Origin of the sequence: Alteribacter lacisalsi, assembly GCF_003226345.1 — a bacterium.
GTDB lineage: Bacteria > Bacillota > Bacilli > Bacillales > Salisediminibacteriaceae > Alteribacter > Alteribacter lacisalsi.
The window spans coordinates 1-26,357 of the sequence record NZ_PDOF01000003.1 but is presented as its reverse complement, the minus strand read 5'-3'; the positions used below and the strand labels follow the sequence as shown (position 1 = coordinate 26,357).

The following is a 26,357-nucleotide window of genomic DNA, read 5'->3' as shown; positions in this document are numbered from 1 at the left end:
ATCATGACAACTGCAGTAAGCGGAATAAACGTGTTAACCGACGGATGTGTAACGTCCCCAAATGGCTACAGTGCAGGAGGAGTCCACTGCGGAATCCGCAGGAAAAAACTCGATCTGGGCTGGATCTTTTCTGCCACACCGGCATCCTCGGCAGGTGTCTACACGACGAATCGTTTTCAGGCAGCACCACTGTCCATTACCAAGGAAAGTATAGCAGTAGAACAGAAACTTCAGGCTGTGCTGGTAAATTCGGGGGTAGCCAATGCCTGTACAGGAGAGCAGGGGCTGATAGATGCCCGGTGGATGAGAAGTGCTTTTGCCCGATTGCTTGGGATAAAGGAGCATCTTGCAGGTGTTGCCTCAACCGGTTTAATCGGCCCGGAGCTGCCTGTATCGAAAATAGAAAAAGGACTAATAAAATTCGGTGAGCCGGAAAGCCACGGGGCGGACCTTTTCGAGACCGCGATCCAGACAACCGATACATCCCAAAAAAGAGCAGCGGTACAGTTTGAGGCAGATGGGAAGAAAATTACAGTCGGCGGAGCGGCTAAAGGATCCGGTATGATCCACCCGAATATGGCGACGATGCTGGGCTTTATCACCACTGATGCAGACGTCAGCGGGCAGGATCTTCAAAAAGCTCTCAGGGAAGCAGTAAACCGTTCATTTAACATGATTACGGTTGATGGTGACTCGAGCACAAACGATATGGTGTTGATTATGGCGAACGGAAAAGCGGGGAACAGTCCGCTCACAGAAGAGCACCCTGACTGGGAGACCTTTACTCAGGCACTTGAAAAGATCTGCACCATGCTTGCCAGGCAGATCGCAAGGGACGGAGAGGGAGCAGCCAGACTGATCGAAACGACGGTAACCGGTGCCGCTACAGAAGAGGCTGCCGGAAAGGTTGCCAAGGCTGTTATTTCATCGAATCTCGTAAAAACGGCCGTGTTCGGTACCGACCCGAACTGGGGAAGGATTGTGTGTGCTGTCGGATACAGCGGTGAGCCCGTGGAACCGGAAAAAATTAGTGTGAAGCTTGGGCATATTCCTCTTTTTAAAAACGGGGTGCCGCTTCCTTTTGATGAAATTGAAGGAATCGCGTACTTAAACCAGGAAACCGTCAGCATTTTTGTGGATCTTGGCCAGGGAGAAGCTGAAGCGACTGCCTGGGGATGTGACCTGACGTATGACTATATCAAAATTAACGCATCGTACCGGACGTAGGAAGGGTGAAGGAGAAGCATGAATGAAATCGTTATTAAATGCGGCGGCAGCAGTCTTGAAGAGTTACCGGATCAGTTTTTTACGGACATCGTCCGGTACCGGGATCATGGTCTGTGCAGCCCTGTGATTGTACATGGTGGCGGTCCACTTATTTCAAAACTGCTGGAACAGACAGGGGTTCAAACAGTATTTGTGAACGGGCTCCGAAAAACAACGGAAGGCGTCATGGATATCGTGGAAATGGTGCTGAGCGGTTCGGTCAATAAAAAACTTGTGAATCGAATCCAGCTGGCAGGCGGAAATGCTTTCGGACTGAGCGGTGTGGACGGATATTTCATGAAAGCGAAACCTTCCGGGAACGGACTCGGTTTAGTGGGCCGGATCGAAACCGTGAATACGAAAATAATCAGACAGATCACGGCACGAGGACAGATTCCGGTTATTTCCCCCGTCAGTGCTGATCCTGCCACGGGACAGAAATACAACATAAACGGTGATACGGCGGCCTCAGCCGTGGCTGGAGCTCTCGGAGCCCCGCTCAGTTTTATCAGCAACGTACCTGGCGTTTACGGTTCTGGCGACCGGGACTGGTTTCGCCATCTGACCGTTTCGGAAGCTGAGGGGCTGATTGAGTCAGGTGAGGTTACAGGCGGGATGGTTCCGAAGATCAAAGCCGCCGCTGCTGGTTTGAAAAACGGCGTGCCTGAGGTTTCCATCATTAATGGTCTTCACCAGGATGCATTGGAAAATCTGTTGGAACATAGCCAATTGAACGGCACGCGCATTACAGCTGAGGAGGTGAAGGTGAATGTCTGACGTAGCACTGGCAGACCCGCTTATGAACACGTATAACCGTTTTCCTCTCACAATTGTACGAGGAAAGGGCAGCGTCGTATGGGACGACAAAGGAAAGCAATATCTTGACTTTACCTCGGGTATTGGCACCTGCAATCTCGGCCACGTACCTGAGGAGGTAAAAACAGCTGTATCTCACCAGCTGGAGGAACTGTGGCACTGCTCCAATCTGTTTTACATCCGGGCTCAGGAAACACTTGCGGCGCTTTTGACTGCCCGCAGTTTCGGGGAGCAGGTATTTTTCTGTAACAGCGGGGCTGAAGCGAATGAAGCAGCAGTAAAACTTGCGAGGAAATACGCAGAGAACAGAAAGGGAGCAGCTTCAAAAGAAGTGATTACCTTTACCCATTCCTTTCACGGCCGCACACTTGCGACGCTCACTGCCACCGGGCAGGATCACGTGAAAGAAGGATTTGCCCCGCTTCCGGAAGGGTTCAGGCATCTTCCATTTAACTGTCCGGAATCTCTTGAAGAAATTGATGGCGCTCAAACCGCAGCTGTACTTCTGGAACTGGTTCAGGGCGAGGGAGGCGTGAGCCCGGCAGATTCAGACTGGGTCAAAGAACTGCAGGCAAAGTGCCGAAAAGAAAATATCCTTCTAATGGTCGATGAGGTGCAGACGGGTATGGGAAGAACCGGAACATTGTTCGCCTATGAACAATACGGCATCACACCGGATGTCATGACTCTGGCGAAAGGCCTCGGTTCAGGCTTTCCCATCGGTGCGGTTGTGGCGAACCGCAAGGCGGCCGCCGGGTTCGGTCCTGGTACCCACGGAACAACATTCGGGGGGAACCCGCTTGCCTGCACAGCAGGGGCCGCAACGCTTGAAATAATGACCGGAAACGGCATACCGGAGCAGGCCATGACGGCTGGAAAAAGGCTTAAAACCGACATCGAAGCATGGTGTGGAGAGTTCGGGGAAATCAGAGAAGTCAGGGGCAAAGGACTTCTTCTTGGAATGGAATTGAACGGAGAAGCTGCTGAAGTGGTACGTGAAGCAAGACAAGAGGGCCTGCTTATCCTTACAGCAGGAAAAAATGTGATACGGCTTCTGCCTCCCCTGACCGTGTCACAAGAAGAGGCAGCGAAGGCGGTTAATATTCTGCAGACCATCTTTGAGAGACGGAAGGAGACATCAGGATGAAAGCGTACTTAAAGCTTGATACAGGGGACAGTTTTGAAGGAGAAATGATTGGTGCGTCTCTCCCTGCATCAGGGGAAGTCGTATTTACAACGAGCATGACAGGTTATCAGGAAATGAGTACTGATCCCTCCTACGCCGGCCAAATTCTGGTATTCTGCTACCCTCTCATCGGCAATTATGGTGTGAACAGGGAAGATAACGAAAGCCTGGATACAGCTGTAGCCGGTGTCATCGTGGGTGAAACCTGGGAGGACGGGGGCGAAACCGGTTCCAGGAGTTTTTCTGAGCAGCTTAAGGAAGCAGGCGTTCCAGGGCTGAATGGGATCGATACCCGTGCTCTCGTGAAAACAATACGGAAATACCCGACCGTCAAAGGGTGCATTACGTCAGATCCTGAAGCGCCGGGATGGAAAGAGGAGACAAAAGAACTGCTCGTGGAACAGGTGAGTGTTAAAACACCTGCACATTATTCAAATGACGGTCCCCATGTGATTCTCGTGGATTACGGTTATAAAAAGTCCATCCTCCATGCGCTGTTAAAGCGGGGATGCGCTGTTACCGCAGTTCCCTATACGTTTTCGTATGACCAGATCCAGGCACTTTCACCTGATGGTATTCTCTTCAGCAACGGACCGGGAGATCCGGCTGATCTTGCAGGTGAGTTTATGAAGATCAGACGCCTGGCGAAGATGTGGCCGGCATTTGGTATCTGTCTCGGTCATCAACTGCTGGCACTGGCTTTCGGAGGAGGGACAAAAAAGCAGCAGAACGGGCACAGAGGAAGCAACCATCCTGTAAAAGAGATGCTTACAGGCAAAGTCCATATCACCTCCCAGAACCACGGATATGTGGTCACAGAAGACAATCTTGCAAAAAATGGGATGGTTGTCACCTTCCGTAATGTGAATGACGGTACAGTCGAGGGGCTCAGTCACAGCGGTCTGCCGATATCCTCGGTTCAGTTTCATCCTGAAGCGCACCCCGGTCCAAGTGACACGGACTATCTCTTCGACGAATTTGTGGACCAGATGACACAGTCAGGAGGGACCCGGTATGCCAAAGCGTAAGGACATCAAAAAGGTTCTGGTGATCGGTTCAGGACCCATTGTGATCGGTCAGGCGGCGGAATTTGACTATGCCGGTACACAGGCCTGCCTGTCACTGAAAGAGGAAGGGATCGAGGTTGTCCTTTTGAACAGCAACCCTGCCACGATTATGACAGATGAATCAATAGCCGATCACGTCTATATTGAGCCGCTGACAACAGAAACAGTTGAGGCCATCCTGGAAAAAGAAAAACCGGACGGTATGATTGGAACCCTGGGAGGCCAGACCGGGCTCAATCTGACTATAGCACTCCATGATGAAGGCATCTTAAATAAATACGGAGTTGAGCTGCTCGGTACCGCTGCGGAATCGATCAGAAAAGGAGAGGATCGTGAGCTCTTCAGAAGCCTGATGCATGAAATCGGAGAACCTGTCCCTGAATCAAAGACAGTGGAAAGCCTCGATCAAGGACTGGAATTTGTAAAGGAGGCAGGATTCCCTGTCATTATCCGTCCTGCCTATACACTCGGAGGGTCAGGAGGCGGTTTTGCAGAAGATTTAACCGGATTTGAATCTGTGCTTCAGCGTGGTCTTTCCATGAGTCCGATCCATCAGGTACTCGCAGAGAAAAGCATCAAAGGCTGGAAGGAAGTTGAATATGAAGTGATGCGTGATGAAAACGACACGTGCACGATTGTATGCAACATGGAAAATATGGATCCGGTCGGTGTTCATACAGGAGATTCGATTGTTACCGCACCATCACAGACCCTGTCTGATGTGGTGTACCAGAAGCTGAGGGATTCTTCCATTAAAATCGTACGCGCGCTGGAAGTGACCGGCGGATGCAACGTTCAGTTTGCCGTTCATCCAGACTCGGGTGAGTACTGCATCATCGAAGTGAATCCACGTGTCAGCCGCTCATCGGCACTGGCTTCAAAAGCTACAGGCTATCCGATTGCCAGAATAGCGGCAAAATGTGCTGTCGGGTACCATCTGGATGAAATTATCAATCCGATTACCGGCAACACGTTCGCCTCTTTTGAGCCTGCACTGGATTACACCATCGTGAAGCTTCCGCGCTTTCCTTCGGACAAATTTCCGGATTCGGACAGAAAGCTAGGCACCCAGATGAAAGCAACCGGGGAGGTAATGGCGATTGATCGCTCGTTCGAAGGCGCTTTAAATAAAGCACTCCGTTCGATGGAAAACGGCACGTACAGCCTTTACCATCCTGTCTGCAGCAGTATGACAGAGGAGGAGCTTGCAGAAGAACTGAAAAACCCGACTGATCTTCGCATCTATGCGATTGCCGAAGCCTTTAAACGAGGCTGGACGGTGCATGTGGCGGCAGAACTGACCGAAATCACCCGCTGGTTTTTAATGAAAATCAAAAACATTGTGGACTGTGAAAATGACATTGCGGCCTATTCATGGGCCCGACTTCCCGACAGCATTTTAAAAAAGGCAAAAATGCTGAACATCAGCGACCGAAGAATTGCTGAGTTAGCTGATACAAATGAAAAGCAAGTAAGAAGGAAGCTGGAATCAGCAGGGATGCACCGCGGTTTTAAACTGGTGGATACTTGTGCGGCGGAGTTTGATGCCGTAACGCCTTATTTCTACTCTACCTGGCATGGGGAGGACGAGGTAACTGACTCCGTGTCTGAAAAAATTCTGGTCGTCGGATCAGGCCCAATCCGGATCGGCCAGGGAATTGAGTTTGACTACTGTTCAGTTCAGGCAGCGAAGGCTGTAAAGGAAAAAGGCTATGAAGCCGTTGTGATGAACAATAATCCGGAAACTGTGAGTACCGATTATTCTGCTGCAGATCGTCTGTACTTTGAACCGCTTGCTGTAGAGGATATTCTCGCGGTGGCAAAGAAAGAGAAAGTCAATGGTGTTCTCGTGCAGTTCGGTGGGCAGACGGCGATTAACACAGCAGAAGCACTGGCGGCCGAAGGGATTACTATTCTGGGTACGTCACTTGAGGCCATTGACAGGCTCGAAGACCGGGAAGCATTTTACACACTGCTTAATGACCTTCAAATTCCGCACATACCGGGCGAGACAGTACACCAGCGTGCACAACTGTATGAAAAAGCAGAGCGGACCGGATACCCTGTTCTCGTCAGACCGTCCTACGTCATCGGCGGCGAAAATATGCAGGTCTGCAGCTCACCTGAAGAGCTTCAGCAATATGTGGAAAAGTTCACGAAAGTGGAGGACAGACGAACATGGCCGCTTCTTCTGGACTCCTATCTTCCGGGACGGGAATGTGAAATGGATGTGATCAGTGACGGAACCTCCATTGTTATTCCGGGCATTTTTGAGCATGTCGAACGTGCCGGAGTGCATTCAGGTGACAGTACAGCATTGTTTCCTCCCATAAACCTGACTGAAGCTGAAAAAGAAACGATGGTGCTCTATGCTGAAAAAATTGCCCACTATGCACCGGTAAAAGGGATGATGAACATTCAATTTGTTCTTCATAAAGGTACAGTGTATGTGCTGGAAGTGAATCCAAGAGCCTCCCGTACGGTTCCGATTATGGGGAAGGTGACCGGTGTTACAATGATCGAATGGGCAGCACGAATTCAGCTAGGCGACACACTCAATGATGTGACCAGTGCAGAAGGCTTAATGGAGGAGCCGGGCTTTTATACGGTGAAAGCGCCGGTATTTTCAGCTTCCAGTCTGCCTGGTGCGGACCATGTAATGGGGCCGGATATGAAATCAACAGGGGAAATTCTGGGGTGCGGTGTTTCTTTGGAGGAAGCTGCTGTAAAGGTATGGTCCCCACACAATCACGACTCGCCTGTTCGTCCTTTAATTCTCTGTTCCGCTGCAGACGGGGCGAAGAAGGAAGCTGTGGAACTGATGAATTTTGTAAGTGAAAAGGGTTGGAAGATCATGGCTACAAAAGGGACAGCCGGAGCCTTTTCTGAGGCGGTGATTGATACGACAACGGTACCAAAGGATCCTGAAGGTCTCGACCGGTTGTTCAAAGCAGAACCGCCCGATGCCGTCATCTGCATTCCCTCAAAAGGACGAAATCGTGACACATTCGGCCATGCACTGAGGGCAATCGCTGTAAAGTACGGTGTTCCCTGCTTTACGAGTCTTGACACTGCCCGATTCTGGCATCAGTTTTCCCCAGTGCATAACAACGTGCAGCCAAAGGCGCGCCGGTTGAAAGAATACCGGGATCATACTAGAAAACAGAACGGAGTGATTGCATGTCGTTAATGAACACGCAGCAGAAATCCAAAAACGCAAGTTCACTGAAGAAAAAGCAGGATTTCCTTACACTGGCTGATCTCGGAGAAGAGCAGCTTCTATCTCTTCTTGAAGAAGCGATTGATCTGAAAAGTAAGCAGAAAATGGGCATTCCCCATGAGTACGCGAAGGGAAAGTCCCTTGCCATGATTTTTGAAAAAGCATCAACGAGAACGAGAATCAGTTTTGAAATGGGCATGATCCAGCTTGGAGGCCATGCCATTTTCCTCAATTCAAAGGATATTCAGCTCGGTCGCGGGGAGTCTATCTCTGATACTGCAAAAGTTTTGTCCGGTTATGTTGATGGTATTATGATCCGGACTTTTGCCCATGAAACGATTGAGGAGCTTGCTGAGGAGGCTTCCGTTCCTGTTATAAACGGTCTCACAGATCTTCACCATCCCGCACAGGTGCTTGCGGATTTAATGACAATTTTCGAGAGAAAAGGAAAGCTTGAAGGGCTGAAACTCTGTTTTATCGGGGATGGAAATAACAATATTGCCCATTCACTTCTGCAGGGGGCAGCGATGACGGGGATGGATATGACTGTGGCAAGTCCGCACGGATTTGAACCTGATCCGGATCTTTATCATCAGGCAAGAACGGCTGCGGAACAAAAGGGGAGCAGCATCTCATTTACGTACAGCCCGGAAGAAGCGGCAGTCTCTGCTGATGTTGTCGTAACAGACGTATGGACGAGTATGGGACAGGAGAATGAAACAAAAAAACGCCTCGCTGCCTTTAAGTCCTACCAGGTGAATGAAGCGCTGTGTGAGCTGGCTGATTCTGATTACATGTTTCTCCACTGCCTGCCTGCCCATCGGGGAGAAGAAGTAACAGCCGGTATTATCGATGGCCCTCATTCCTCCGTGTTTGAAGAGGCAGAAAACAGGCTCCATGCCCAAAAAGCACTATTGAAAATGCTTCTTGCTTAGGTGTGCGAAGATATTAAGAAACCACATTACAATTTTATACAAGTAAAGGCCCTCACCAACAGTGAGGGCCCTTCTATTCAGCTGAGTTAAATCCCAGTCTTAGTATTCTTTTATGACGTTGTAAAACGTATCTCGTTCAACAGGCTTTTTGTTTGCACCTTTAATCATGTGCACAAGCTCTTTTCGGGTGAGCCCCTGGGAGGTCAGTGCTCCTGCTGCATGGGAAATACGCTCTTCGATCAACGTCCCGTGAATGTCGGAGGAACCGAAGCTCAAAGCCATTTGTGTAAGCTGAGGTCCAATATTGATCCAGTACGCTTTAATGTGATCAAAGTTATCGAGCATCAGACGGCTGATGGCAATGGTGCGCAGATCGTCATAAGCCGTTGTTCTGCGGGTCAGGCTGGCGTTGACACTTTTCGGCTGCATGGCAAGCGGAATAAATACCATAAAGCCGTTTGTTTTGTCCTGAAGCTGACGAAGGCGGTCCATGTGAATGAGACGCTCTTCCTTCGTTTCAATTGAGCCGTACAGCATCGTAGCGTGTGTTTTAAGTCCAAGCTCATGAGCAAGCTCGTGCGCGTACAGCCATTCGTCGGTAGAGGCTTTTTCAGGACTCATTTTCGCACGGTAACGCTCAGTGAGAATTTCGGCTCCGCCCCCTGGAAGAGTATCGAGACCTGCTTTGACCAGCTCTTCGAGAACTTCTTTCATCGTAAGACCGGAAATTCGGGCAAAGAATTCGATTTCCGCCCCTGTGTATGCTTTTACTGTACATTGCGGATAATGCTTTTTCAGAGTACGAATCGTATCCAGGTAATAGTCGAATGGGACTTCATTGTTGTGTCCGCCTACAATGTGGAATTCACGGATGTTATCATTCCACCGGTCTTCCACATACTTCAGAAGTTCCTCTTCGTGCATTGTGTATGCGCCTTCTTCGCCAGGCTTTCTTTTGAAGCCGCAGAATGCACAGCTTGCTTCGCACACGTTTGTCGGGTTAATATACATATTCTCAATAAAGTAAACGTTTTTGCCGTTTTTACGCTCGTTTACCATGTTTGCGAGCTGGGCTACCCCGAGAAAGTCATCTGTTTCATATAACTTCAGGCCGTCTTCAATGGTCAGACGCTCACCGTTTTCGACCTTTGTCTGAATATCTTTCAGCTGTTCATCCATTAATAAGATTGACATGGAATTTCCCCCATTCATTTATATCCATCTGTATGTCCCCGGAATAGGAACTGTATGTGTTCAAAAAAATCCTGCTGCGGACGTTGTTCGAGGTACGAAACTCTCAATCTATCTTATCATCAATTTATTCCGGGTGTAAAACAGTTATGGCTGGAACGAATAAATTGGAATTAAGTGGATAATTTAAAGGATTGCGGAAAAACGCGCGTTTCAGTTTCGTTTGTCTTAATATGGTGTAAAATATGGTTAGAACCCTGATGAAAAAGGAATATAATACAGAAGGGGGAGGGACGGAAAATGAACGCAGAGCAGAAGCAGATAAAAGAGGATAACCTGGCTTCACTGCTGGGCGAAATTGAAAAACTCAGAAAAGAAATGTTAAAAGCAGCGGAAGTCAATGGCCGTGACCATCCCTCTGTTCTTGAATATAGTAAAGAAATCGACCGTTATCATAATCTGCTGATCCAGTACCGGCAGAAACGCGACGGCGCCTGATTCTTGAAGGAACTGGCAGAACGCGCTATAATGAACGGAGAAAAGGAGGGATCCTGATGCTGAATATTACTGAATCGGCAGCGGCTCAGATTAAGGAAATGATGAAAGCCGAAGAGAACGAAGGAGCCATGCTCCGTGTCGGAGTACAAGGTGGCGGCTGCACAGGCCTCTCTTACGGTATGGGATTTGATACAGAAATTAAAGAAGACGATGATACTTTTGAATATCACGGTATCAAAGTTCTCATTGATAAAGAAAGCCAGCCGGTACTTGACGGCGTTAAAATTGATTTTAAGCAGAACATGATGGGCGGCGGGTTCACGCTTGACAACCCGAATGCCATTGCCAACTGCGGTTGCGGTGCCTCATTCCGCACAGCCACAAATGCCGGTGCGCCGGAAGACTGCTAATTGTAAAATGAATCAGCTCCTTAAACCGGGGCTGATTTTTTTTGCCGTTGTAAAAAAACGAGCGGGCACATAAAAACCATCCTCCCAAACGAGGGAGGATGGCTGTCAGAACAATTACTGCGGAAACATGCTCGTACTGTGTCCGGGGAAAACTTTTGCTTTCGGGTCGATGGAAGCCTTGGCGTTGTTTACAGCAATCGGTGCTTCACCGAATCCGCATGCAATCAGCTTTACTTTTCCGTCGTAGGTTGCCACGTCTCCGGCAGCGTAGATGCCTTCAATGTTGGTTTCCATTTTCGAATTTACGACGATGGAGTTCTTTTCTATTTCAAGGCCCCATTCTTTAATCGGACCAAGTGCAGACACAAAGCCGTAGTTCACGATCAGGGCATCAACATCAATTGTTTCCACTTCATCCGCATCTTTTTCCTTAATGTCAACAGCAGTGATCTTTTCCCCGTCCCCGTGGACCTTTTCAATAGTAAATGGCGTTCTAATCTTAATTTTGTCTGATTCCATCAGTTGATTTACGCTGTGTTCATGAGCACGAAATTTACTCCGGCGGTGAACAAGTGTGACATCCTCAGCGATATCTTCAAGCATCAGCGTCCAGTCAACAGCAGAGTCGCCGCCTCCGGCAAGAAGGACACGGTCACCTGCGAATCTGTTCAGATCACTGACAAAATAGTGCAGGTTCTTTCCTTCGTACTGCTCGGCATCGTCAACCTGAAGTTTACGCGGTTTAAACGCTCCTACGCCGGCGGTAATAATTATCGTTTTAGAGTAGTGCTTTTCTTTATCAGTGGTAAGTGTAAAGACACCATCTTCTCCTTTTTCCACGTTCTCCACAGCCTGTTCAAGGACGGTCGTCTGTTCGAACTGCCCTGCCTGCTCCACGAGGCTGTCCACCAGTTCCTGGGCACGGACTTTCGGAAATCCGGCAATGTCATAGATGTATTTTTCGGGATAAAGTGCGGAAAGCTGGCCTCCGAGCTGGGGCATCGCTTCGATAATTTTAACTTTCGCCTGTCTCATACCACCGTAAAAAGCCGTGAATATTCCTACCGGGCCTCCCCCGATAATGGTAATGTCATAAATGTCTCTTTCATTTGACACAGCATACACCTCCAATGAAATTTACAGTCATCTTTCTTTAGTATAAACGCAACATCTGTAGAAAAAAAGTAAATGGACAAGAGCAGAAGGTAAAATGTTACTTTTGTTTGCACGATGTTCCGAATCCCGCGTTGTCCACTTAATCTGTGTATTTTTTCACAAACCGGGCTGCTGCGGTAACATAAATATGCTCAACTGTGTAAATATAGTAATAAGAGGATATGTGCGAAAAAAGTTCACAAAATGCTTGAAATTTAAAGAGGAAATGAATATGATTGTAGATGGAATGCACAGAGTAAAATACTGTTTTTGTGTATGAAGCCAGATTGCGGATTCATTGTCTTAATTGTACATTATTTCGTGAAAAACATCACAAACTTTCACTCTCCTTTTCGGGGTATCCACTTTATGGATAATATTCACATGCTTGATTCGTTGATGAACCGGGAAAAATGGAGAGTAAGTTAGGAAATTGGAGTGAGTACTGTGAAGAAGAAACCAAGAATTGTCATTTTAGGTGCAGGTTACGCTGGAATTATGACAGCTTCACGTCTGACAAAAGCCGGTATGCATCATGAAGCGGACATCACGCTTGTGAACAAACACAATTACCATTACCAGACAACTTGGCTGCACGAACCTGCGGCAGGTACACTGCACCATGATAAAACACGGATGAAGATCGAAAATGTCATTGACACGAACAAAGTCAATTTTGTCAAAGGTGCTGTGAAGACAATTGACCGGGAAGGAAAGAAGGTTCTTCTTGAGAATGGCGAACTGGAGTATGACTATCTGGTTGTCGGTCTCGGTTCAGTTCCTGAAACGTTCGGTATTCCCGGCGTCCAGGAGCATGCGTTTGCGATCCGCAGTGTCAACTCCGTCCGCCTGATTCGTGAACACATTGAATATAAGTTCGCAAGCTACAACAACGAAGACGAAAAGCACGACGAGTACCTTACCTTTGTTGTTGCCGGAGCCGGGTTCACAGGCATTGAATTTGTTGGAGAGCTTTCCGAGCGTGTGCCGGAGCTTTGCGAGGAGTATGATATCGACCGTGATAAGGTCCGGATTGTCTCTGTAGAGGCTGCACCAACCGCACTTCCAGGGTTTGATGAGGAACTTGTGGAGTATGCCATGAATCTTCTTGAAAGCCGTGGTGTTGAATTTAAAATCAACACTCCGATCAAAGAAGTGACAGAAAACGGTGTCCTTCTGGATGACGGCGAAGAGATCAAATCTCACACAGTTGTCTGGACGACAGGTGTACGCGGCAACCCGATTATTGAAAACTCCGGGTTTGAAGCGATGCGTGGCCGTGTGAAGGTGGAGAAAGATCTCCGTGCGCCGGATCACGATGACGTCTTCATTATTGGGGACTGCTCACTCATCATTAACGAAGAAATTAACCGCCCATACCCGCCGACAGCGCAGATTGCCATTCAGCAGGCCTACACATGTGCCGGCAACCTGAAGCACCTCGTGACAGGAAAAGGTGAAATGGAAGCCTTTGAGCCGGATATTAAAGGTACTGTTGCCTCTCTTGGCGGCAAAGAAGCGATCGGGCTAGTAGGGTCGAAAAAAGTTTACGGGGGCTCTGCGTCAGCTGTGAAGAAAATGATCGACAACCGCTATCTGTTTATGCTCGGCGGTATGCCGCTGGTCCTTAAAAAAGGAAAACTGAACATCTTTTAACTGCGATTGGACCGGGAATTTTTTCCCGGTCTTTTTTTTGCAGACATTCCTCGGGGAAGAAGGGAATACACCGGCTGCGAAAAAAGATTAAAAAAATAATTATTCTGAAAAAGAGAGATAAGACGAGAAAACAATGAATGGTTGCGCTTACATCACTAAAAACGAATGTTTTCACCCCTTTTCAGCATTGAATAAACCTGTTATATTATCAGAAACTTCAGATATATTTGAGGTAAAACAACTAAAGGGGGAGTAACCATGGCATTTCCAAAACGTCGATTAAAGCCCGGTGAGTGTTCATATTGTATTGGTAAAGGGTATTTTCAGCTGCTGCTCGGTGGTTCGGAAACTTGCGATCACTGCCACGGTACGGGCCGTCACTACCGTAAACGCTAGACGGAGCCTCCTGTCAGATAAAAGAAAATGAGGATAAACAGATGCAATTACGTCCCTGCCCGGTTCCCCGGGCGGGGAGTTTATTTTGTGCTAAGAAAAACATTTGACTGTCACCGCAGAAACACAGTACACTAAAGTCTGATAAAGGAAGGAACCGTCCCCGGCTTACAGCCTGGTTTTATGACACCTTCCACGGGGGTGAGTCTTACTGTGAGTCTACCGCAGTTAATTATTTCAGTTGTTCTGTTTCTTGTCCTGTTTTTCGGGATTGGATTTATACTTAATATGCTGCTCCGTTCGACCTGGGTAATGGCTGTTATTTATCCGATTGTTGTTATTTTTATCATTGATGACGTTGGTTTTTTCAGTTATTTCACATCACCGGCTGCCTCGTTTTCGGAACTCGGACAGGCCGTTGTTTCCCTGCATATTGCAGATGTTACGATCCTTGCAGCAGGCATGGCTGGCGCCGTGATTTCCGGTTTTGCCATTAAAATGCTCCGGGTCCGCGGGTATCAGATGTTTTAAGCTCTCTTCGGAGGGCTTTTTTTATTTTTCCTCCAGAGTTTTGAAAAGCGGAATTTTTCGTGATTAAATGAGGCAAACCTTTGAGAGTCGGGAATTGTCAAAAAGTATAGGATAGTTTGGATCTTTGTAAAAAGATATCCCAAAATAATTATTTTCAGTATAATCAATCGTAATGGATTTATTATGGAAAACGATAATTACACTGAAAAGAGGGATGTAAGGATGAATAATAGATCTAACGGTCTTCTGATGCGGTCTCTTGACGGCATTGAACGCACAGGTAACAGGCTTCCGCACCCGGTTACCCTGTTTGCGCTTTTTGCATTAATGGTCGTTCTTGCATCAGGACTTTTTGCGGCGCTCGGCACAGCCGTTCAGCACCCGGATCCTGATGAAGGCGTTATTCAGGTAGAGAGTCTGATGACCGTTGAAGGTGTGCAGTACATGTTTGAAAGTGCGGTAGATAACTTCGTCGGATTTGCGCCCCTTGGAACGGTGCTTGTCACAATGCTTGGTATTGGTATTGCCGAACGCTCGGGCCTGATTTCGGCTGCTCTTAGAGCCATGGTCATGAGTGTGCCTAAACAGCTGATTACGGCTGCCCTTGTTTTCGGCGGGATTATGTCGAGTATGGCGGCAGATGCAGGTTACGTTGTCCTGACACCGCTCGGGGCTGTTCTTTTTGCAGGTCTCGGGCGTCATCCGATTGCAGGACTGGCGGCAGCGTTTGGTGGGGTATCGGCAGGGTTCAGTGCCAACCTTCTGCTCACGTCACTCGATCCGCTTCTTGGTGATCTGACCATTGCAGCGGCTGCGATTTACGACCCGTCTTACGCTGAAGGCATGAACATCATGATGAACTATTACTTTATTTTTGCCAGTGTGTTCGTGCTGACGATCGTCGGTACCCTTGTTACCGAAAAAATCGTCGAGCCCCGGCTCGGAAAATATGACGGGGGAATCGGGGAAGTTCCGGAAAAACTCTCTGGCATTGAGAAGCGCGGCCTTCTTGCAGCAGGACTTGCTTTCGTTCTGACTCTCGCTGCAGCAGCACTGCTCGTTGTACCTGACTGGGCGCCGCTGAGGGATGCAGGTGCCGATAGTATTATTGAAGGGCTTAATCCTTTCTTCGCGTCCCTTGTTCCGATTATCTTAATTATGTTCTTCATCCCCGGCTATATTTACGGGCGGATTACCAATGAAATTAAAGATGATAAAGACGTTGCCAATAAAATGAGCGATACCATGGCTGCGATGGGAATGTATGTGGTTCTTGCATTTGTCGCCGGTCAGTTCGTTGCTTACTTTGAGAAGACGAATCTCGGCCTTGTAATGAGTGTATCCGGAGCAGAGTTTCTTCAAGGTCTCGGTCTCCAGGATGCTGGTATTCCGCTTCTGATTGCCTTTATACTGGTGGCCGGATTCATCAACCTGTTCATCGGCAGTGCCTCGGCCAAATGGGCGCTTATGGCACCGGTATTCGTGCCGCTGATGATGGCAATGGGCATTTCGCCTGAAGCCACACAGCTCGCTTACCGGATTGCAGATTCAACGACAAACGTCATATCACCACTGATGCCGTACTTTGCCATTGTTATTGCTTTTGCCCAGAAGTATGACAAGAAGGCAGGTATCGGTACGCTGATTGCAACGATGCTGCCGTATTCGATTGCCTTCACGATCATCTGGATTATCATGCTAGTTGTCTGGATTCTGACCGGTGCTCCTCTTGGACCTGGCGCACCTGTGATGTATCCTTAAAAATAAACCTGTCCGCATTTGCGGGCAGGCTTTTTTTGCTGTTTTGCGAGTGTTAAGGACGCTCTGCGGCAGCCGATTCCTTTAATTCCCTGGGCAAAATAGAATAGAACCTCTTCCGCCTGGAGAAAATGACAGGATGAGGGGAGTGAAAAAAATGTCCACTGCTAAAAAAGCAGGGAAGTATGGTCTACTTGCCATCATGTTCACAGCAGCCATTATTGTTACTTTTTTAAGCCTGTCCAATATGAAACCTGGAGATTATTTTAACTCAGTGGAAATTCATGAGGGCAGAGACACAGCCGTTGAAATGTCACAGCAGCCGCTTCGCCAGAGTAAAACAAGAGAACTGGTGTTACCGATCAAGGAAGCAGTTGAAACACTGACTTTGTACGAAACCATCGGGTCACCGGCAGCAAAAACGCTTGAAGATGCCCAGGACTGGAGCGTTTATCCGAGTCATAAGGTAACAGCCACCGGATATACTGCCGGAATCGAGTCAACCGGCAAGACGGAAGCGCATCCTCAGTACGGCATTACCTTTTCCGGAGTGAAAGTAAAGCGTGATCTTTACTCCACCATAGCGGCCGACCCGTCCGTTTTTCCGATCGGGACGATTCTCTTTGTACCCGGCTACGGATTTGGAGTCGTGGCAGATACAGGCTCTGCAATTAAAGGGAATAAGATTGACCTGTATTACGAAACAGTGGATGATGTGTACAGCCAGTGGGGAAAACAGACACTTGATGTTTATGTACTGGAGCTGGGTGACGGGACCTTGACGGAGGAAGAACTTATCAGCCTCAACGAAGATGAAGCCGTTCAGGCTTTAAGGGAACAGATTCCGATTAAAGACCCCTCATAAATCAAATAAGATGGAACTGGCAGGCGGGGCAACCCGGCTGCCTTTTTAATGAACGGAGCAGGCAAAAAAATCAAAACAAAAACCTGAAGACCGAAGTCTCCAGGTGAGCAGTGTACATATTTTATCCTTACACCTTAAAACAGCACGGCGTGCAGTGTTAATGTGAGCAGGATTCCCAGGAGACCGCCAAAAAACACTTCAATCGGCTGGTGACCGAGAAGTTCCTTTAATTCCTTGCGTTTATCATCTTCCTCTTTGTCAGGCCATGTCCGCATCTCATCAACCAGTTTGTTGAAATCAGTAACAAGCTGATTGACAACGGTCGCCTGTTCGCCGGCGTGCCACCGGACTCCGGTAGCATCAAACATGACAATAATACCGAATATGGCTGCAATCGCGAAGTAGGGGGAACCGAGCCCCTGTTCCAGTGCAAGAGCAGTCGCCAGAGCTGTTACGGCCCCGGAGTGGGAACTGGGCATTCCTCCTGTACTCGTAAGGAGAGTCCAGTCAAATCTCCGTGAAGCGATATAGGCCAGAGGCACTTTAATAAATTGCGCTAAAAGGATGGCACTCAATGCCGCCCAGAGAGGGAAATTATTAAGTAATTCAGTCAATTGGATTGATCCTTTCCTGCTTGAATTTGTATTGTAGCTATACCCTTTTACGCTCTATGAAAATCAGATTTATTTTGTTCTTAATTATAGCACATATGTATTTGCTGACGAGTGACGAGTTTTGTCATGCCGCAACGCTCTGGTGCCGTCGCTCTGCAGCAAATAATGATCACTCTCACTCCCGCTTGGAAATTGTTTAGTACGTGCAGGCGGACGCCCTCCGCTCCATCATTCATTATACAAAGAGCAGCAATCTGTTCGAAAACAGTCTTCTGCAAACCTGTCCTGTTCCTTGAACCGGGACTTTTTCAGAAAGCCGTGCTAAGATTTAATAAAATTTGTTATGAGCATCCCTTTCCGTCGGATCGACGGACGGGTGCTTAATATTTAGGCTCTGTTAAAGTTCCGTGTTGTTTTTTATAAATTGTTGATTGAAGCGAACTCTCGATACTTTTGCGGGAACAGCGCCGGCTGAAGACCCCGCAGGGACGAGCGGTTACTTCACGAGTATGCTTCGAGTTGCTTCGACGCAGACGCTTCGAAGCGAAACGAGCAGAGGAAGAAGCATGGTTCCCGAGGAGGCTGAAGCGGTGCCCGCGGAAAGGGAGCGCAGTGAGCGTAAATCAAACAATACTCTTTAACAGAGCCAATATTTATTAGGAGGAATGATCATGAATTTTGATTGTGTAACCGAAGCACAGCAGCAGAAAGACAGCGCGGTTTTTATTGCAGGCGTCTTTAAGGATGAGGTAACCCCGGGATCGGCTTTGCCTGAAGCTATCGGCAGGAAAATCAGTCACTTCGTAAAAAAACACGAGCATTGGGTTAAAAAAGGACAATTTCATTATGTAAGTCACGAAGAAGGGGACCTGATCATAGCTGGGCTGGGGGAGAGGAGCTCCTGGAGTGAAGCGGAAGCAGAGCGGACTGGCGCCTCCTTACACCAGTTTCTCGTCAAAGAAAACGTAGAAGAAGCCCATCTCGTCTGGTCTTCTTTTTCGCAGAGAGAGCAGGAAAAAGAACTTGCAGCTTTTGCGCGGGGGATGATCTTGGCATCTTATGAAGTGGATACATATAAAACGGGGCGGAAATCAAATAGGACACAGCCTTTGCAGCTCCAGGTGGCCTGCGCCGGCGATCCGGAGAGAGGAAGGGATGTTTTTCGTTCCGGGGTGATTCAGGGAACCGCTACGAATGAAGCCCGGCGCCTGATTAATACGCCCGCCAACTACATGACCCCAACGGTTCTTGCTGAAGAAGCTGTCAGACTGGCAGAGGAATATGATGCTGAAATTGAAGTCCTTGATGAGGATCAAATTGAAGCGGCCGGCATGCACGCTCTTATGGCTGTTGCAAAAGGCTCTGAGGAGCCGCCGCGTTTTATTGTCATCAAACATCGCGGCAGGCCGGATTCATCAGAGTGGGATACAGCTATTGTCGGAAAGGGTCTCACGTACGATTCAGGTGGCTATTCCCTGAAAACCCGTGAAGGAATGAAAACGATGAAGATGGATATGGGCGGTGCCGCCGCAATCCTTGGGGCAATGCGTATTATTCTGGAAGAGAAGCCTGAAGTAAACGTGGCAGCCATCATCCCTTCGACTGAAAATCTCGTGAACGGTAAAGCGATGAAGCCGGGGGATGTGATCAATTCCCTTGGAGGAAAAACAATTGAAGTACTGAATACGGATGCTGAAGGGCGCCTGATTCTGGCTGACGGTGTTGCCTACGCCAAACAACTTGGCGCCAAAAGCATTATTGATGTAGCCACACTTACGGGAGCGGTAGTCGTTGCTCTCGGTGATACGGCGACTGGAGCGGTCACGAATAACGATGAATTCATGTCTCTCGTCATTAAAGCAGGGGAAAATGCCGGTGAGCGTGTCTGGGCGTTTCCAAATGATAAGGCGTATCGGGAGAAGGTACGCAAATCCGATGTGGCTGACCTGAATAATTCCCCGGGACGGCAGGCAGGCTCGATCACAGCAGGGTTGTTTATCGGTGAATTTGCAGGTGACATTCCCTGGGTACATCTGGACATTGCAGGTACCTGCTGGCGGGAAGGCAAAACCCCGTCCTGTCCAAGAGGAGGCACCGGAAGCATGGTCCGTACCGTGGCTGAAGCTGTCCGGCTCCTTGGCGAGAAGAAATAAATAATTGTTAAGACCCGGAAGGTGAAACCCCTTCCGGGTCTTATTTAGGATTACAAAAGGAGTATTCTGGATGAAACGGGCGATCCGGCTTGCATTTGTACAATGTGTCCAGTTCACTGAATGTTTACCTTGATTATTCCAGAAAACACTTAAATATGAAGTGTTCTGGACTTTGTGTAAAAAGTCCTGCTTCAACTATAGTTTAAAGGAGCTTTGGGAAAGCTTGTGTTTTGTTACACATACATACTTTGCTCCATGGTTCCCCTGGAGCTGAAATAAAACACAGGCTGTCCGAAAGTGAAAATGAAATGATGGAGGGAGAACTACGGGTGAATGTGTTGAAAAAAGCGGATGATCTCCTGCACAAAGCAGAAAAACTCATTCTCAGCTGGGCCATTATCATTATTACCGTAATGGTAGTGGGAAATGTCCTGAGCAGGGAACTGACGAACAGAAGCTGGGCTTTCTCACAGGAAATAAGCTTGCTTGCTGTTGTTGTGGCTACATTCATGGGCGTCAGCTATGCGGCCAGGAAAGGGCGCCACATTACCATGTCAGCGTTTTTTGATCTCGCTCCTAAACGGGTGAAAAAGGTGCTCGCAATTGTCAATCCGCTTATTACGGCTATTGTCCTGTTTGTATTTGCTTATTTTGCGCTGCAATATACGCTCTTTAATTATGGTACTGGGCAGACAACCTCGTCTCTCCGATTCCCGATCTGGATCATGACAATGTTTGTGCCGCTCGGCCTGTTTCTCGGAGGCATTCAGTTTCTCCGTAACATGTGGATCAACATTGTCAACGAAGACGTGTATCTGGCTCAGGATAAAAAAGATTATGACTGACAGACTATCTCAACTATAGAAAGGGTAAAAACATGGTTTGGACTTTACTTGCCATTATGGTGATTCTACTTGTAATGGGCTTTCCGATGCTCATTCCTCTGATTGTGGCGCCGCTTGTGGTTATGCTGATTTTCTTTGACCATCTTGATCCGATGATGCTCGCGGGCCAGCTGACTCAGGGTGTTTCGGCCTACGTGCTTCTGGCAGTGCCCCTCTTCATTTTTGCAGCAGATATTATGACGGCCGGCAAAACCTCAAGACGTCTACTCGATTTCGTTGGTGCCTTTGTCGGTCATCTGCGGGGCGGGTACGCGATTACTACTGCGGCGGCATGCACACTTTTCGGGTCTGTATCGGGTTCCACACAGGCAACGGTTGTGGCCATTGGTACGCCTATGCGGGAACGGCTGCGTCAGGTTGGATATAAAGATTCAAGTGCTATTGCACTGATTATTAACGCCAGTGACATTGCCCTGCTCATCCCGCCGAGTATCGGTATGATTATTTACGCCCACGTCACAGGAACCTCAACCGGTGATCTGTTCGTTGCAGGCATTCTACCGGGGCTTCTTGTATTCGTCTTTTTTGCTCTGTATGCATTCATTCACGCAAAGGTGTATAACATTCCGAAAGTTGACAAAGTGCCATGGGGCGAGCGTCTGCAGCTGACCTGGCGAGCTGTTCTGCCGCTTGGTTTCCCGGTTATTATTGTGGGCGGGATCTATTCCGGTTATTTTACACCCACTGAGGCAGCAGGTATATCCGTTTTATATGCACTCGTCCTTGAAGTTCTGATTTATCGGTCGGTAAAAATCAGGCAGATTCCGGACATTGCGCTTTCCACGGGACTTGTGACATCAGCTGTGTTTGTTCTTGTAGCCGGCGGGCAGGTGTTTTCCTACGTCATTGCCACCGCCCGGATCCCTCAAATGCTCTCTGAAGCTGTTTTGGGAACAGATCCGACTGCTCTTTACGTTCTTCTGATTATCGCCCTGTTTTTCTTTGTAGGATGTATGTTTGTGGATCCGATCGTGGTCATTCTTATTTTGACGCCGATCTTTTGGCAGCCTGCCATCGCGGCGGGTATCGACCCGGTTCATCTCGGGGTGGTTATCACGTATCAGGCTGCGCTCGGGTCAGCGACACCGCCATTCGGGGTGGATATCTTTACAGCCAGTGCGGTATTCAACAAGTCCTATCTTGACGTGATCAGGGGGACGCCGCCCTACATTGCGATCCTTCTATTTGTAGGGCTGCTCATTATTCTGTTTGAGGAAATTTCGCTTTTCCTTCCTAACCTGTTTTAGGTTCAGAGGGTTTCAATAAATTCTTAAATACTAATTGGGGGTTATTTACACATGTTTAAACAAATGGGACTGCTTACGGGAACAGCAATATCTGCGGCGCTTGTTCTTGCTGCCTGCGGCGGAGATGATGAAGGCACAAATGGTGAAGCCGGGGGAGAGGGGAATGGAGATGAAACATATGAAGTCCGATTTCTGACCGAAGAACTGGAAGGGCAGCTGCAGTATGAGTACGCTCAGGAGTTTGCTGACCGCCTTGAGGAAAAAACCGATGGCCGTATTACGACGGATGTATTTGAATTCGGAGCTCTTGGAAGTGAAGTGAATCAGTTTCAGGAAATTCAGAACGGAAACGTGGAATTTGCCATCGTATCACCAGGGTTTACAGGAACGACGGTACAGGAAGGGCAGCTTTTTGCACTTCAGTTTCTGTTCTCTGATGATGAAGACGTGAACTACCAGGTGCTGAACGAGAGCGAGGCGCTGAATGAAGGTCTGTCTGAAAAGTACGAAGAATACAATGTAAAACCGCTTGCTTACTGGTCTGAAGGAGGCATGCAATGGACAGGCAACTCGCCTCTCAGGGAGCCTGCAGACTTTGAAAACTTTCAGATGAGAACGCAGGAATCCACTCTTATCCAGACTTCCTATGAGCAGTACGGAGCTGACCCGACACCGCTGAGCTGGGAAGAGCTTTACACAAGTCTTCAGCTGGGTAACATTGACGGGCAGGAAAACCCGATCTTCTTCATTGAAGATGCAAACTTCCATGAAGTACAAGATCACATGACCATTTCCGACCACAACATTTACGTGGCAATGACAACGGTCAACACGGACTTTTATAACAGCCTTCCGGATGATCTCCGTGAAGCGGTGGACGAAGTGGTGGATGAAATGCGCCCGATTGCCCACGAAATGCAGCTCGAGATGAATGAAGACCTGCTTACGGCTATTGAAGAGGACGAAGACAATCCTACCGAGATTTACACTCTTTCAGAAGAAGAGCGGGATGCATTCCGTGAGCTTGCAGAACCAATGCAGGACTTCTTCCGTGATGATGTAGGAGAAGATGGTGCTGCGATTCTTGATCAGCTGCTTGAAGAAATTGAAGAAGCAGAGGCAGAATCTGGAAACTAAATGACAGAAAGCCCCCGGACGTTCACTTAATGGACGCAGCCGGGGCTTTTTTCTGCAGAAAGACAGGAAAACTACCGTTGACAATAACGGCGGGCTGATGATAAAGTAAGTCATGTTTTCATGCGTTATTGATTTATCGAAATAAAGCGATAAAGGAGTTTCGGGGATATGAACGCTGTTATTATTGCTGTACTCGTCATGATCTTACTTAGTCTTATGCGGATCCACGTTGTGGTCGCTCTCATCGCAGGTGCATTGGCAGGCGGCCTTACAGCCGGCTTTACTGTGATGGAAACCATGGATATATTCACATCAGGTTTGGGCACGAATGCTACAGTAGCCTTAAGTTATGCGATGCTCGGTGCGTTTGCTGTGGCGATTAATTACACCGGTTTACCGGATTTGTTAATTAAATGGGCGATTAAAATTGTGGGCAGTGAAGGAGAATCAAAGCGGAAGAGCTACTCAAAAGCGCTGCTTCTTTTCATTATTGTAATCGTATCCTGCATGTCACAAAACGTGGTCATGGTTCACATTGCGTTTATTCCGCTGCTTATCCCGCCGCTATTAAAGATTTTTAACAAACTTGCTCTCGACAGGCGCGGGGCAGCGACGGCACTTACTTTTGGCCTGAAGGCACCGTATATTCTTATTCCTGCAGGATACGGACTTATTTTTCACGGGATCGTATTTGACAATATGCAGGACAGCGGCATGTCAGTAGAGATGTCGATGATTCCACAGGCGATGCTCCTCCCTGTAGCAGGTATGCTGCTTGGTCTTCTCTTTGCACTCTTTGTATCCTACAGAAAGCCAAGGAATTACGAAGACCGTTCAATCCGTGAATCGGACGAGGAAACGAAAACATCCTATACACCACTGTCAATCAGTGTAGGGATTGGAGCCATAATCATCACACTGGTCACGCAGGTGATTAGCGAATCCATGATCTTCAGTGCGCTGCTTGGTCTCCTTGTTCTCTATGTATATTTTGCAGCTCTTCATCTCACAGACAAACTGTCACTGCAGGAGTCCGAAGGCCTCATGACAGACGGTATGAAAATGCTGGCATTTATCGCTTTTGTGATGATAACGGCTGGTGGATTTGCTGAAGTAATCAGAGAATCCGGACATGTTGATTCCCTCGTAGATACCGTATCCGGCTGGGTAGGTGACAGTCAGGCACTGGCGGCTCTCCTGATGCTTATTACAGGGTTATTTATAACGATGGGAATTGGCTCCTCATTTGCTACCATCCCTATAATTGCTGCTATCTTTGTACCGCTTGCGGCAGCCGTAGGGTTTAGTCCAATGGCAACAATCGCCCTGATTGGTACAGCCGGAGCGCTGGGAGACGCAGGTTCTCCAGCATCTGACAGTACGCTTGGTCCTACGGCGGGGCTGAATGCAGACGGCCAGCACCACCACATCTGGGATACTTGTGTACCTACATTTTTGCACTTTAATATTCCTCTGATTGTATTTGGCTGGTTTGCAGCAGTCATACTGTAAAGGTAAATAGTACAGGCTGGAAAAAAACACATGAAAAAGAGCTCCTTATTGGAAGGAGCTCTTTTTCTTTCTCTCTATATTATGTGTGCTTATGGGAGAAGCCGAATTTATCAGGCTGCAGTAGACGGACGCCGGCCCCTTGAGCGGGGATTCACGGCGCGGTCGATTCGCGGAGCAATGGCTGCTGCTACAGCAGACATGATCAGATCCTTAATAATGAAAGGGAGCCACGTGGCTAATATTGCGAAGTAACTGGCTGCCGAGAGAGTACTGCCGGCCGAAAGAGAAAAGAAGAAATAAAAATACGTGTAACCGAACACATAGCATATGGCAATGGCAGTAAAAGAAGCTGTCATGTATGCTCCTGGTTTTCTGCTGGATTTTTCAATAATAAGTCCGGAAACGAAAGCCATTAGAATATAAGAAAGAACAAATCCGAAGGTTGGGGACACGACGACGGCGGTACCGGTAAACTGGGCAAATACAGGGGCACCGATCAGGCCGAGTACGGCGTAGCCTGTCATGGAGAAGGCCCCTAGTCTGCTGCCGAGCAGAATACCGGCCAGGATTGCTACAAATGCCTGAAACGTCATAGGGACTGTTCCAATGGTTATAAATGCCGTTGCGTTGGCTCCGGCTGCCATCAGAGCAATGAACATGGCCGCTTTTGTAATGTCTCTTGCGGTGAGTCTGGTCCTGGATTTTTGAGTAGTCATTTACTCACACCTCGCTTATCTATGTAATCTCCTTATGTCCACCACAAACGCGATGTGGTTAACATTAGATTACCGCTGCTTTCGGATTATTGTCAACATTTTTTTGGATCAGGTAAACAATACCCATAAGGAATAGAATGTTCATATAATCGCAAAGGTTTTAAGGGCGTTTATTATCCGGGATGTGATAAAGTGGGACGTGATGGAGTATGTATGATCAATAGCGGGGTGATATATTATGGATAGAACGAAGACGTTACTCAGATTTTCGGCTTTGTTTGCTCTTATTGGAGCATTCATTGGTTCTCATATGGCAGGTTCGGGGGGATATTCCCTTCAGCCTCTTCATGCGCATATTCTGGTTGTAGGCTGGCTGTCTTTATTTGCGTTTGCAGTATTTTATCGCCTGTTTGATATACCGCGGAGATCAAAGCTTGCGGCCGTGCAGGTTTGGACAGCAATTATAGGAAGCATTACGCTTCCTACGGGGATGTACTGGGAACGGATGATAAATGAAGGGCCGCTCGCCGTATTTGCTCTCATCTATTATATAGTGGGCGGTACAGTTCTTGTTGTGAGCTTTATTTTATTTTTCATTATGACCTTTGTTTTCTCTGAAAGGATCGGGGAAAAGGTAAATTAATATCTTTTGTCTATGCTCCCCTGAGACGGTCCTTGGACCGTGGCAGGGGAGTGTTTTGTTCGATTTATAATTTCTCTGGAAATTAACCTTGACCGGGGAAGGGAAACCACTTATAATAAATCGAGTCCGGCAAGAAAGGACACGAAAAAACACGGAGCAGCAAATTAAAACTTTTTTTTGAAAAAGTAATTGCAATCATGTTGCTATCGTGGTATATTATTACTTGTCGCCGCAAGAGAGACAGCGGTTGAGACAGAGGTATTGACCTTTGAAAACTAAACAAAAAGCCAAGCGAAACGTGGGATATTTTAAGATATCCCGTCAATAAATTTTTATTTTTGATGTCAGTGACATCGAACTTTCTACGGAGAGTTTGATCCTGGCTCAGGACGAACGCTGGCGGCGTGCCTAATACATGCAAGTCGAGCGGACTGATGGGGAGCTTGCTCCCCTGACGTCAGCGGCGGACGGGTGAGTAACACG

23 protein-coding genes and 1 rRNA gene are annotated in these 26,357 nt (G+C 47.9%); 20 read left to right on the top strand and 4 right to left on the bottom strand.

The window, feature by feature from the left end:
- The 6 genes from argJ to argF are packed head-to-tail and all read left to right on the top strand — an operon-like array spanning position 1 to position 8,490.
- Complete coding sequence (gene argJ / locus CR205_RS15175; RefSeq protein ID WP_110521004.1) at positions 1-1,227, top strand: bifunctional ornithine acetyltransferase/N-acetylglutamate synthase; 1,227 nt, start codon at positions 1-3, stop codon at positions 1,225-1,227.
- An 18-nt stretch (positions 1,228-1,245) separates the two neighbouring features.
- A complete protein-coding gene (gene argB, locus CR205_RS15170; protein ID WP_110521003.1) occupies positions 1,246-2,043 on the top strand; it encodes an acetylglutamate kinase in 798 nt (265 codons plus the stop codon).
- Entirely contained in the window at positions 2,036-3,229 is a 1,194-nt protein-coding gene (locus CR205_RS15165; RefSeq protein ID WP_110521002.1) for an acetylornithine transaminase, read from the top strand. Before argB ends, CR205_RS15165 begins: the two co-directional genes overlap by 8 nt.
- On the top strand, positions 3,226-4,296 hold the full coding sequence (locus CR205_RS15160; protein ID WP_110521001.1) for a carbamoyl phosphate synthase small subunit: 1,071 nt from the start codon (positions 3,226-3,228) through the stop codon (positions 4,294-4,296). Before CR205_RS15165 ends, CR205_RS15160 begins: the two co-directional genes overlap by 4 nt.
- Positions 4,283-7,525, top strand: a complete 3,243-nt coding sequence (gene carB / locus CR205_RS15155; RefSeq protein WP_110521000.1) for a carbamoyl-phosphate synthase (glutamine-hydrolyzing) large subunit — start codon at positions 4,283-4,285, stop codon at positions 7,523-7,525. Before CR205_RS15160 ends, carB begins: the two co-directional genes overlap by 14 nt.
- Positions 7,525-8,490, top strand: coding sequence for an ornithine carbamoyltransferase (argF, locus tag CR205_RS15150; protein ID WP_110521544.1), 966 nt, complete (start codon positions 7,525-7,527; stop codon positions 8,488-8,490). Before carB ends, argF begins: the two co-directional genes overlap by 1 nt.
- A gap of 99 nt (positions 8,491-8,589) precedes the next feature.
- On the opposite strand, the gene mqnE is transcribed toward argF, so the two are convergent.
- Entirely contained in the window at positions 8,590-9,684 is a 1,095-nt protein-coding gene (mqnE, locus tag CR205_RS15145) for an aminofutalosine synthase MqnE (RefSeq protein WP_110520999.1), read from the bottom strand.
- A gap of 297 nt (positions 9,685-9,981) precedes the next feature.
- Between mqnE and CR205_RS15140 the strand changes: the two genes are divergently transcribed.
- Together CR205_RS15140 and CR205_RS15135 are read left to right on the top strand one after the other, a co-directional pair.
- Positions 9,982-10,179 carry an aspartyl-phosphate phosphatase Spo0E family protein gene (locus CR205_RS15140; protein ID WP_110520998.1) on the top strand — a complete coding sequence of 66 codons (198 nt, stop codon included), beginning with the start codon at positions 9,982-9,984 and terminating at the stop codon, positions 10,177-10,179.
- Positions 10,180-10,235: 56 nt separating this feature from the next.
- A complete protein-coding gene (locus tag CR205_RS15135; protein WP_110520997.1) occupies positions 10,236-10,589 on the top strand; it encodes a HesB/IscA family protein in 354 nt (117 codons plus the stop codon).
- Between the two features lie 114 nt (positions 10,590-10,703).
- Here the strand turns inward: CR205_RS15135 and CR205_RS15130 are convergent, their stop codons facing one another.
- Positions 10,704-11,705: an NAD(P)/FAD-dependent oxidoreductase gene (locus tag CR205_RS15130; protein WP_110520996.1), complete on the bottom strand. Its 1,002-nt coding sequence runs from the start codon at positions 11,703-11,705 to the stop codon at positions 10,704-10,706.
- A gap of 486 nt (positions 11,706-12,191) precedes the next feature.
- Between CR205_RS15130 and CR205_RS15125 the strand changes: the two genes are divergently transcribed.
- From CR205_RS15125 to CR205_RS15110, 5 genes are all read left to right on the top strand, one after another.
- On the top strand, positions 12,192-13,400 hold the full coding sequence (locus CR205_RS15125; protein ID WP_110520995.1) for an NAD(P)/FAD-dependent oxidoreductase: 1,209 nt from the start codon (positions 12,192-12,194) through the stop codon (positions 13,398-13,400).
- Positions 13,401-13,658: 258 nt separating this feature from the next.
- Positions 13,659-13,796, top strand: coding sequence for a YuiA family protein (locus CR205_RS20320; protein WP_161524799.1), 138 nt, complete (start codon positions 13,659-13,661; stop codon positions 13,794-13,796).
- Positions 13,797-14,006: 210 nt separating this feature from the next.
- Entirely contained in the window at positions 14,007-14,324 is a 318-nt protein-coding gene (locus tag CR205_RS15120; protein ID WP_236634862.1) for a YuiB family protein, read from the top strand.
- A 222-nt stretch (positions 14,325-14,546) separates the two neighbouring features.
- On the top strand, positions 14,547-16,085 hold the full coding sequence (locus CR205_RS15115) for an AbgT family transporter (RefSeq protein WP_110520993.1): 1,539 nt from the start codon (positions 14,547-14,549) through the stop codon (positions 16,083-16,085).
- A gap of 154 nt (positions 16,086-16,239) precedes the next feature.
- Entirely contained in the window at positions 16,240-16,947 is a 708-nt protein-coding gene (locus tag CR205_RS15110) for a 3D domain-containing protein (RefSeq protein ID WP_110521543.1), read from the top strand.
- A gap of 134 nt (positions 16,948-17,081) precedes the next feature.
- On the opposite strand, the gene CR205_RS15105 is transcribed toward CR205_RS15110, so the two are convergent.
- On the bottom strand, positions 17,082-17,561 hold the full coding sequence (locus CR205_RS15105; RefSeq protein WP_110520992.1) for a divergent PAP2 family protein: 480 nt from the start codon (positions 17,559-17,561) through the stop codon (positions 17,082-17,084).
- Between the two features lie 671 nt (positions 17,562-18,232).
- Between CR205_RS15105 and CR205_RS15100 the strand changes: the two genes are divergently transcribed.
- The 5 genes from CR205_RS15100 (at position 18,233) to CR205_RS15080 (ending at position 24,515) form a co-directional block, all read left to right on the top strand.
- A complete protein-coding gene (locus tag CR205_RS15100) occupies positions 18,233-19,714 on the top strand; it encodes a leucyl aminopeptidase (RefSeq protein ID WP_110520991.1) in 1,482 nt (493 codons plus the stop codon).
- 329 nt (positions 19,715-20,043) lie between these two features.
- On the top strand, positions 20,044-20,559 hold the full coding sequence (locus CR205_RS15095; protein ID WP_110520990.1) for a TRAP transporter small permease: 516 nt from the start codon (positions 20,044-20,046) through the stop codon (positions 20,557-20,559).
- Positions 20,560-20,591: 32 nt separating this feature from the next.
- Complete coding sequence (locus tag CR205_RS15090; RefSeq protein ID WP_110520989.1) at positions 20,592-21,866, top strand: TRAP transporter large permease; 1,275 nt, start codon at positions 20,592-20,594, stop codon at positions 21,864-21,866.
- A gap of 51 nt (positions 21,867-21,917) precedes the next feature.
- Complete coding sequence (dctP, locus tag CR205_RS15085) at positions 21,918-23,003, top strand: TRAP transporter substrate-binding protein DctP (protein WP_110520988.1); 1,086 nt, start codon at positions 21,918-21,920, stop codon at positions 23,001-23,003.
- A 168-nt stretch (positions 23,004-23,171) separates the two neighbouring features.
- Positions 23,172-24,515 carry a Na+/H+ antiporter family protein gene (locus CR205_RS15080; protein WP_110520987.1) on the top strand — a complete coding sequence of 448 codons (1,344 nt, stop codon included), beginning with the start codon at positions 23,172-23,174 and terminating at the stop codon, positions 24,513-24,515.
- 110 nt (positions 24,516-24,625) lie between these two features.
- Here CR205_RS15080 and CR205_RS15075 read toward each other — a convergent pair whose 3' ends face one another.
- The gene (locus CR205_RS15075; RefSeq protein ID WP_110520986.1) at positions 24,626-25,231 is read right to left on the bottom strand and encodes a biotin transporter BioY; all 606 of its coding nucleotides are present in this window, start codon (positions 25,229-25,231) and stop codon (positions 24,626-24,628) included.
- Positions 25,232-25,469: 238 nt separating this feature from the next.
- Here CR205_RS15075 and CR205_RS15070 point away from each other — a divergent pair, with 238 nt between their 5' ends.
- Positions 25,470-25,874: a hypothetical protein gene (locus CR205_RS15070; protein WP_110520985.1), complete on the top strand. Its 405-nt coding sequence runs from the start codon at positions 25,470-25,472 to the stop codon at positions 25,872-25,874.
- A gap of 361 nt (positions 25,875-26,235) precedes the next feature.
- A 16S ribosomal RNA gene (locus CR205_RS15065) occupies positions 26,236-26,357 on the top strand; the annotation flags it as partial.

Excerpts from the sequence above, each read along its gene's own strand:
- CR205_RS15165 (WP_110521002.1), top strand. The coding sequence starts at position 2,036 with ATGTCTGACGTAGCACTGGCAGACCCGCTTATGAACACGTATAACCGT.
- CR205_RS15075 (WP_110520986.1), bottom strand. The coding sequence starts at position 25,231 with ATGACTACTCAAAAATCCAGGACCAGACTCACCGCAAGAGACATTACA.
- carB (WP_110521000.1), top strand. The coding sequence starts at position 4,283 with ATGCCAAAGCGTAAGGACATCAAAAAGGTTCTGGTGATCGGTTCAGGA.
- CR205_RS15090 (WP_110520989.1), top strand. The coding sequence starts at position 20,592 with ATGGTTTGGACTTTACTTGCCATTATGGTGATTCTACTTGTAATGGGC.
- CR205_RS20320 (WP_161524799.1), top strand. The coding sequence starts at position 13,659 with ATGGCATTTCCAAAACGTCGATTAAAGCCCGGTGAGTGTTCATATTGT.
- CR205_RS15135 (WP_110520997.1), top strand. The coding sequence starts at position 10,236 with ATGCTGAATATTACTGAATCGGCAGCGGCTCAGATTAAGGAAATGATG.
- argB (WP_110521003.1), top strand. The coding sequence starts at position 1,246 with ATGAATGAAATCGTTATTAAATGCGGCGGCAGCAGTCTTGAAGAGTTA.
- argF (WP_110521544.1), top strand. The coding sequence starts at position 7,525 with ATGAACACGCAGCAGAAATCCAAAAACGCAAGTTCACTGAAGAAAAAG.
- CR205_RS15140 (WP_110520998.1), top strand. The coding sequence starts at position 9,982 with ATGAACGCAGAGCAGAAGCAGATAAAAGAGGATAACCTGGCTTCACTG.
- mqnE (WP_110520999.1), bottom strand. The coding sequence starts at position 9,684 with ATGTCAATCTTATTAATGGATGAACAGCTGAAAGATATTCAGACAAAG.
- CR205_RS15160 (WP_110521001.1), top strand. The coding sequence starts at position 3,226 with ATGAAAGCGTACTTAAAGCTTGATACAGGGGACAGTTTTGAAGGAGAA.
- CR205_RS15115 (WP_110520993.1), top strand. The coding sequence starts at position 14,547 with ATGAATAATAGATCTAACGGTCTTCTGATGCGGTCTCTTGACGGCATT.
- CR205_RS15100 (WP_110520991.1), top strand. The coding sequence starts at position 18,233 with ATGAATTTTGATTGTGTAACCGAAGCACAGCAGCAGAAAGACAGCGCG.
- CR205_RS15080 (WP_110520987.1), top strand. The coding sequence starts at position 23,172 with ATGAACGCTGTTATTATTGCTGTACTCGTCATGATCTTACTTAGTCTT.
- CR205_RS15110 (WP_110521543.1), top strand. The coding sequence starts at position 16,240 with ATGTCCACTGCTAAAAAAGCAGGGAAGTATGGTCTACTTGCCATCATG.
- dctP (WP_110520988.1), top strand. The coding sequence starts at position 21,918 with ATGTTTAAACAAATGGGACTGCTTACGGGAACAGCAATATCTGCGGCG.
- CR205_RS15070 (WP_110520985.1), top strand. The coding sequence starts at position 25,470 with ATGGATAGAACGAAGACGTTACTCAGATTTTCGGCTTTGTTTGCTCTT.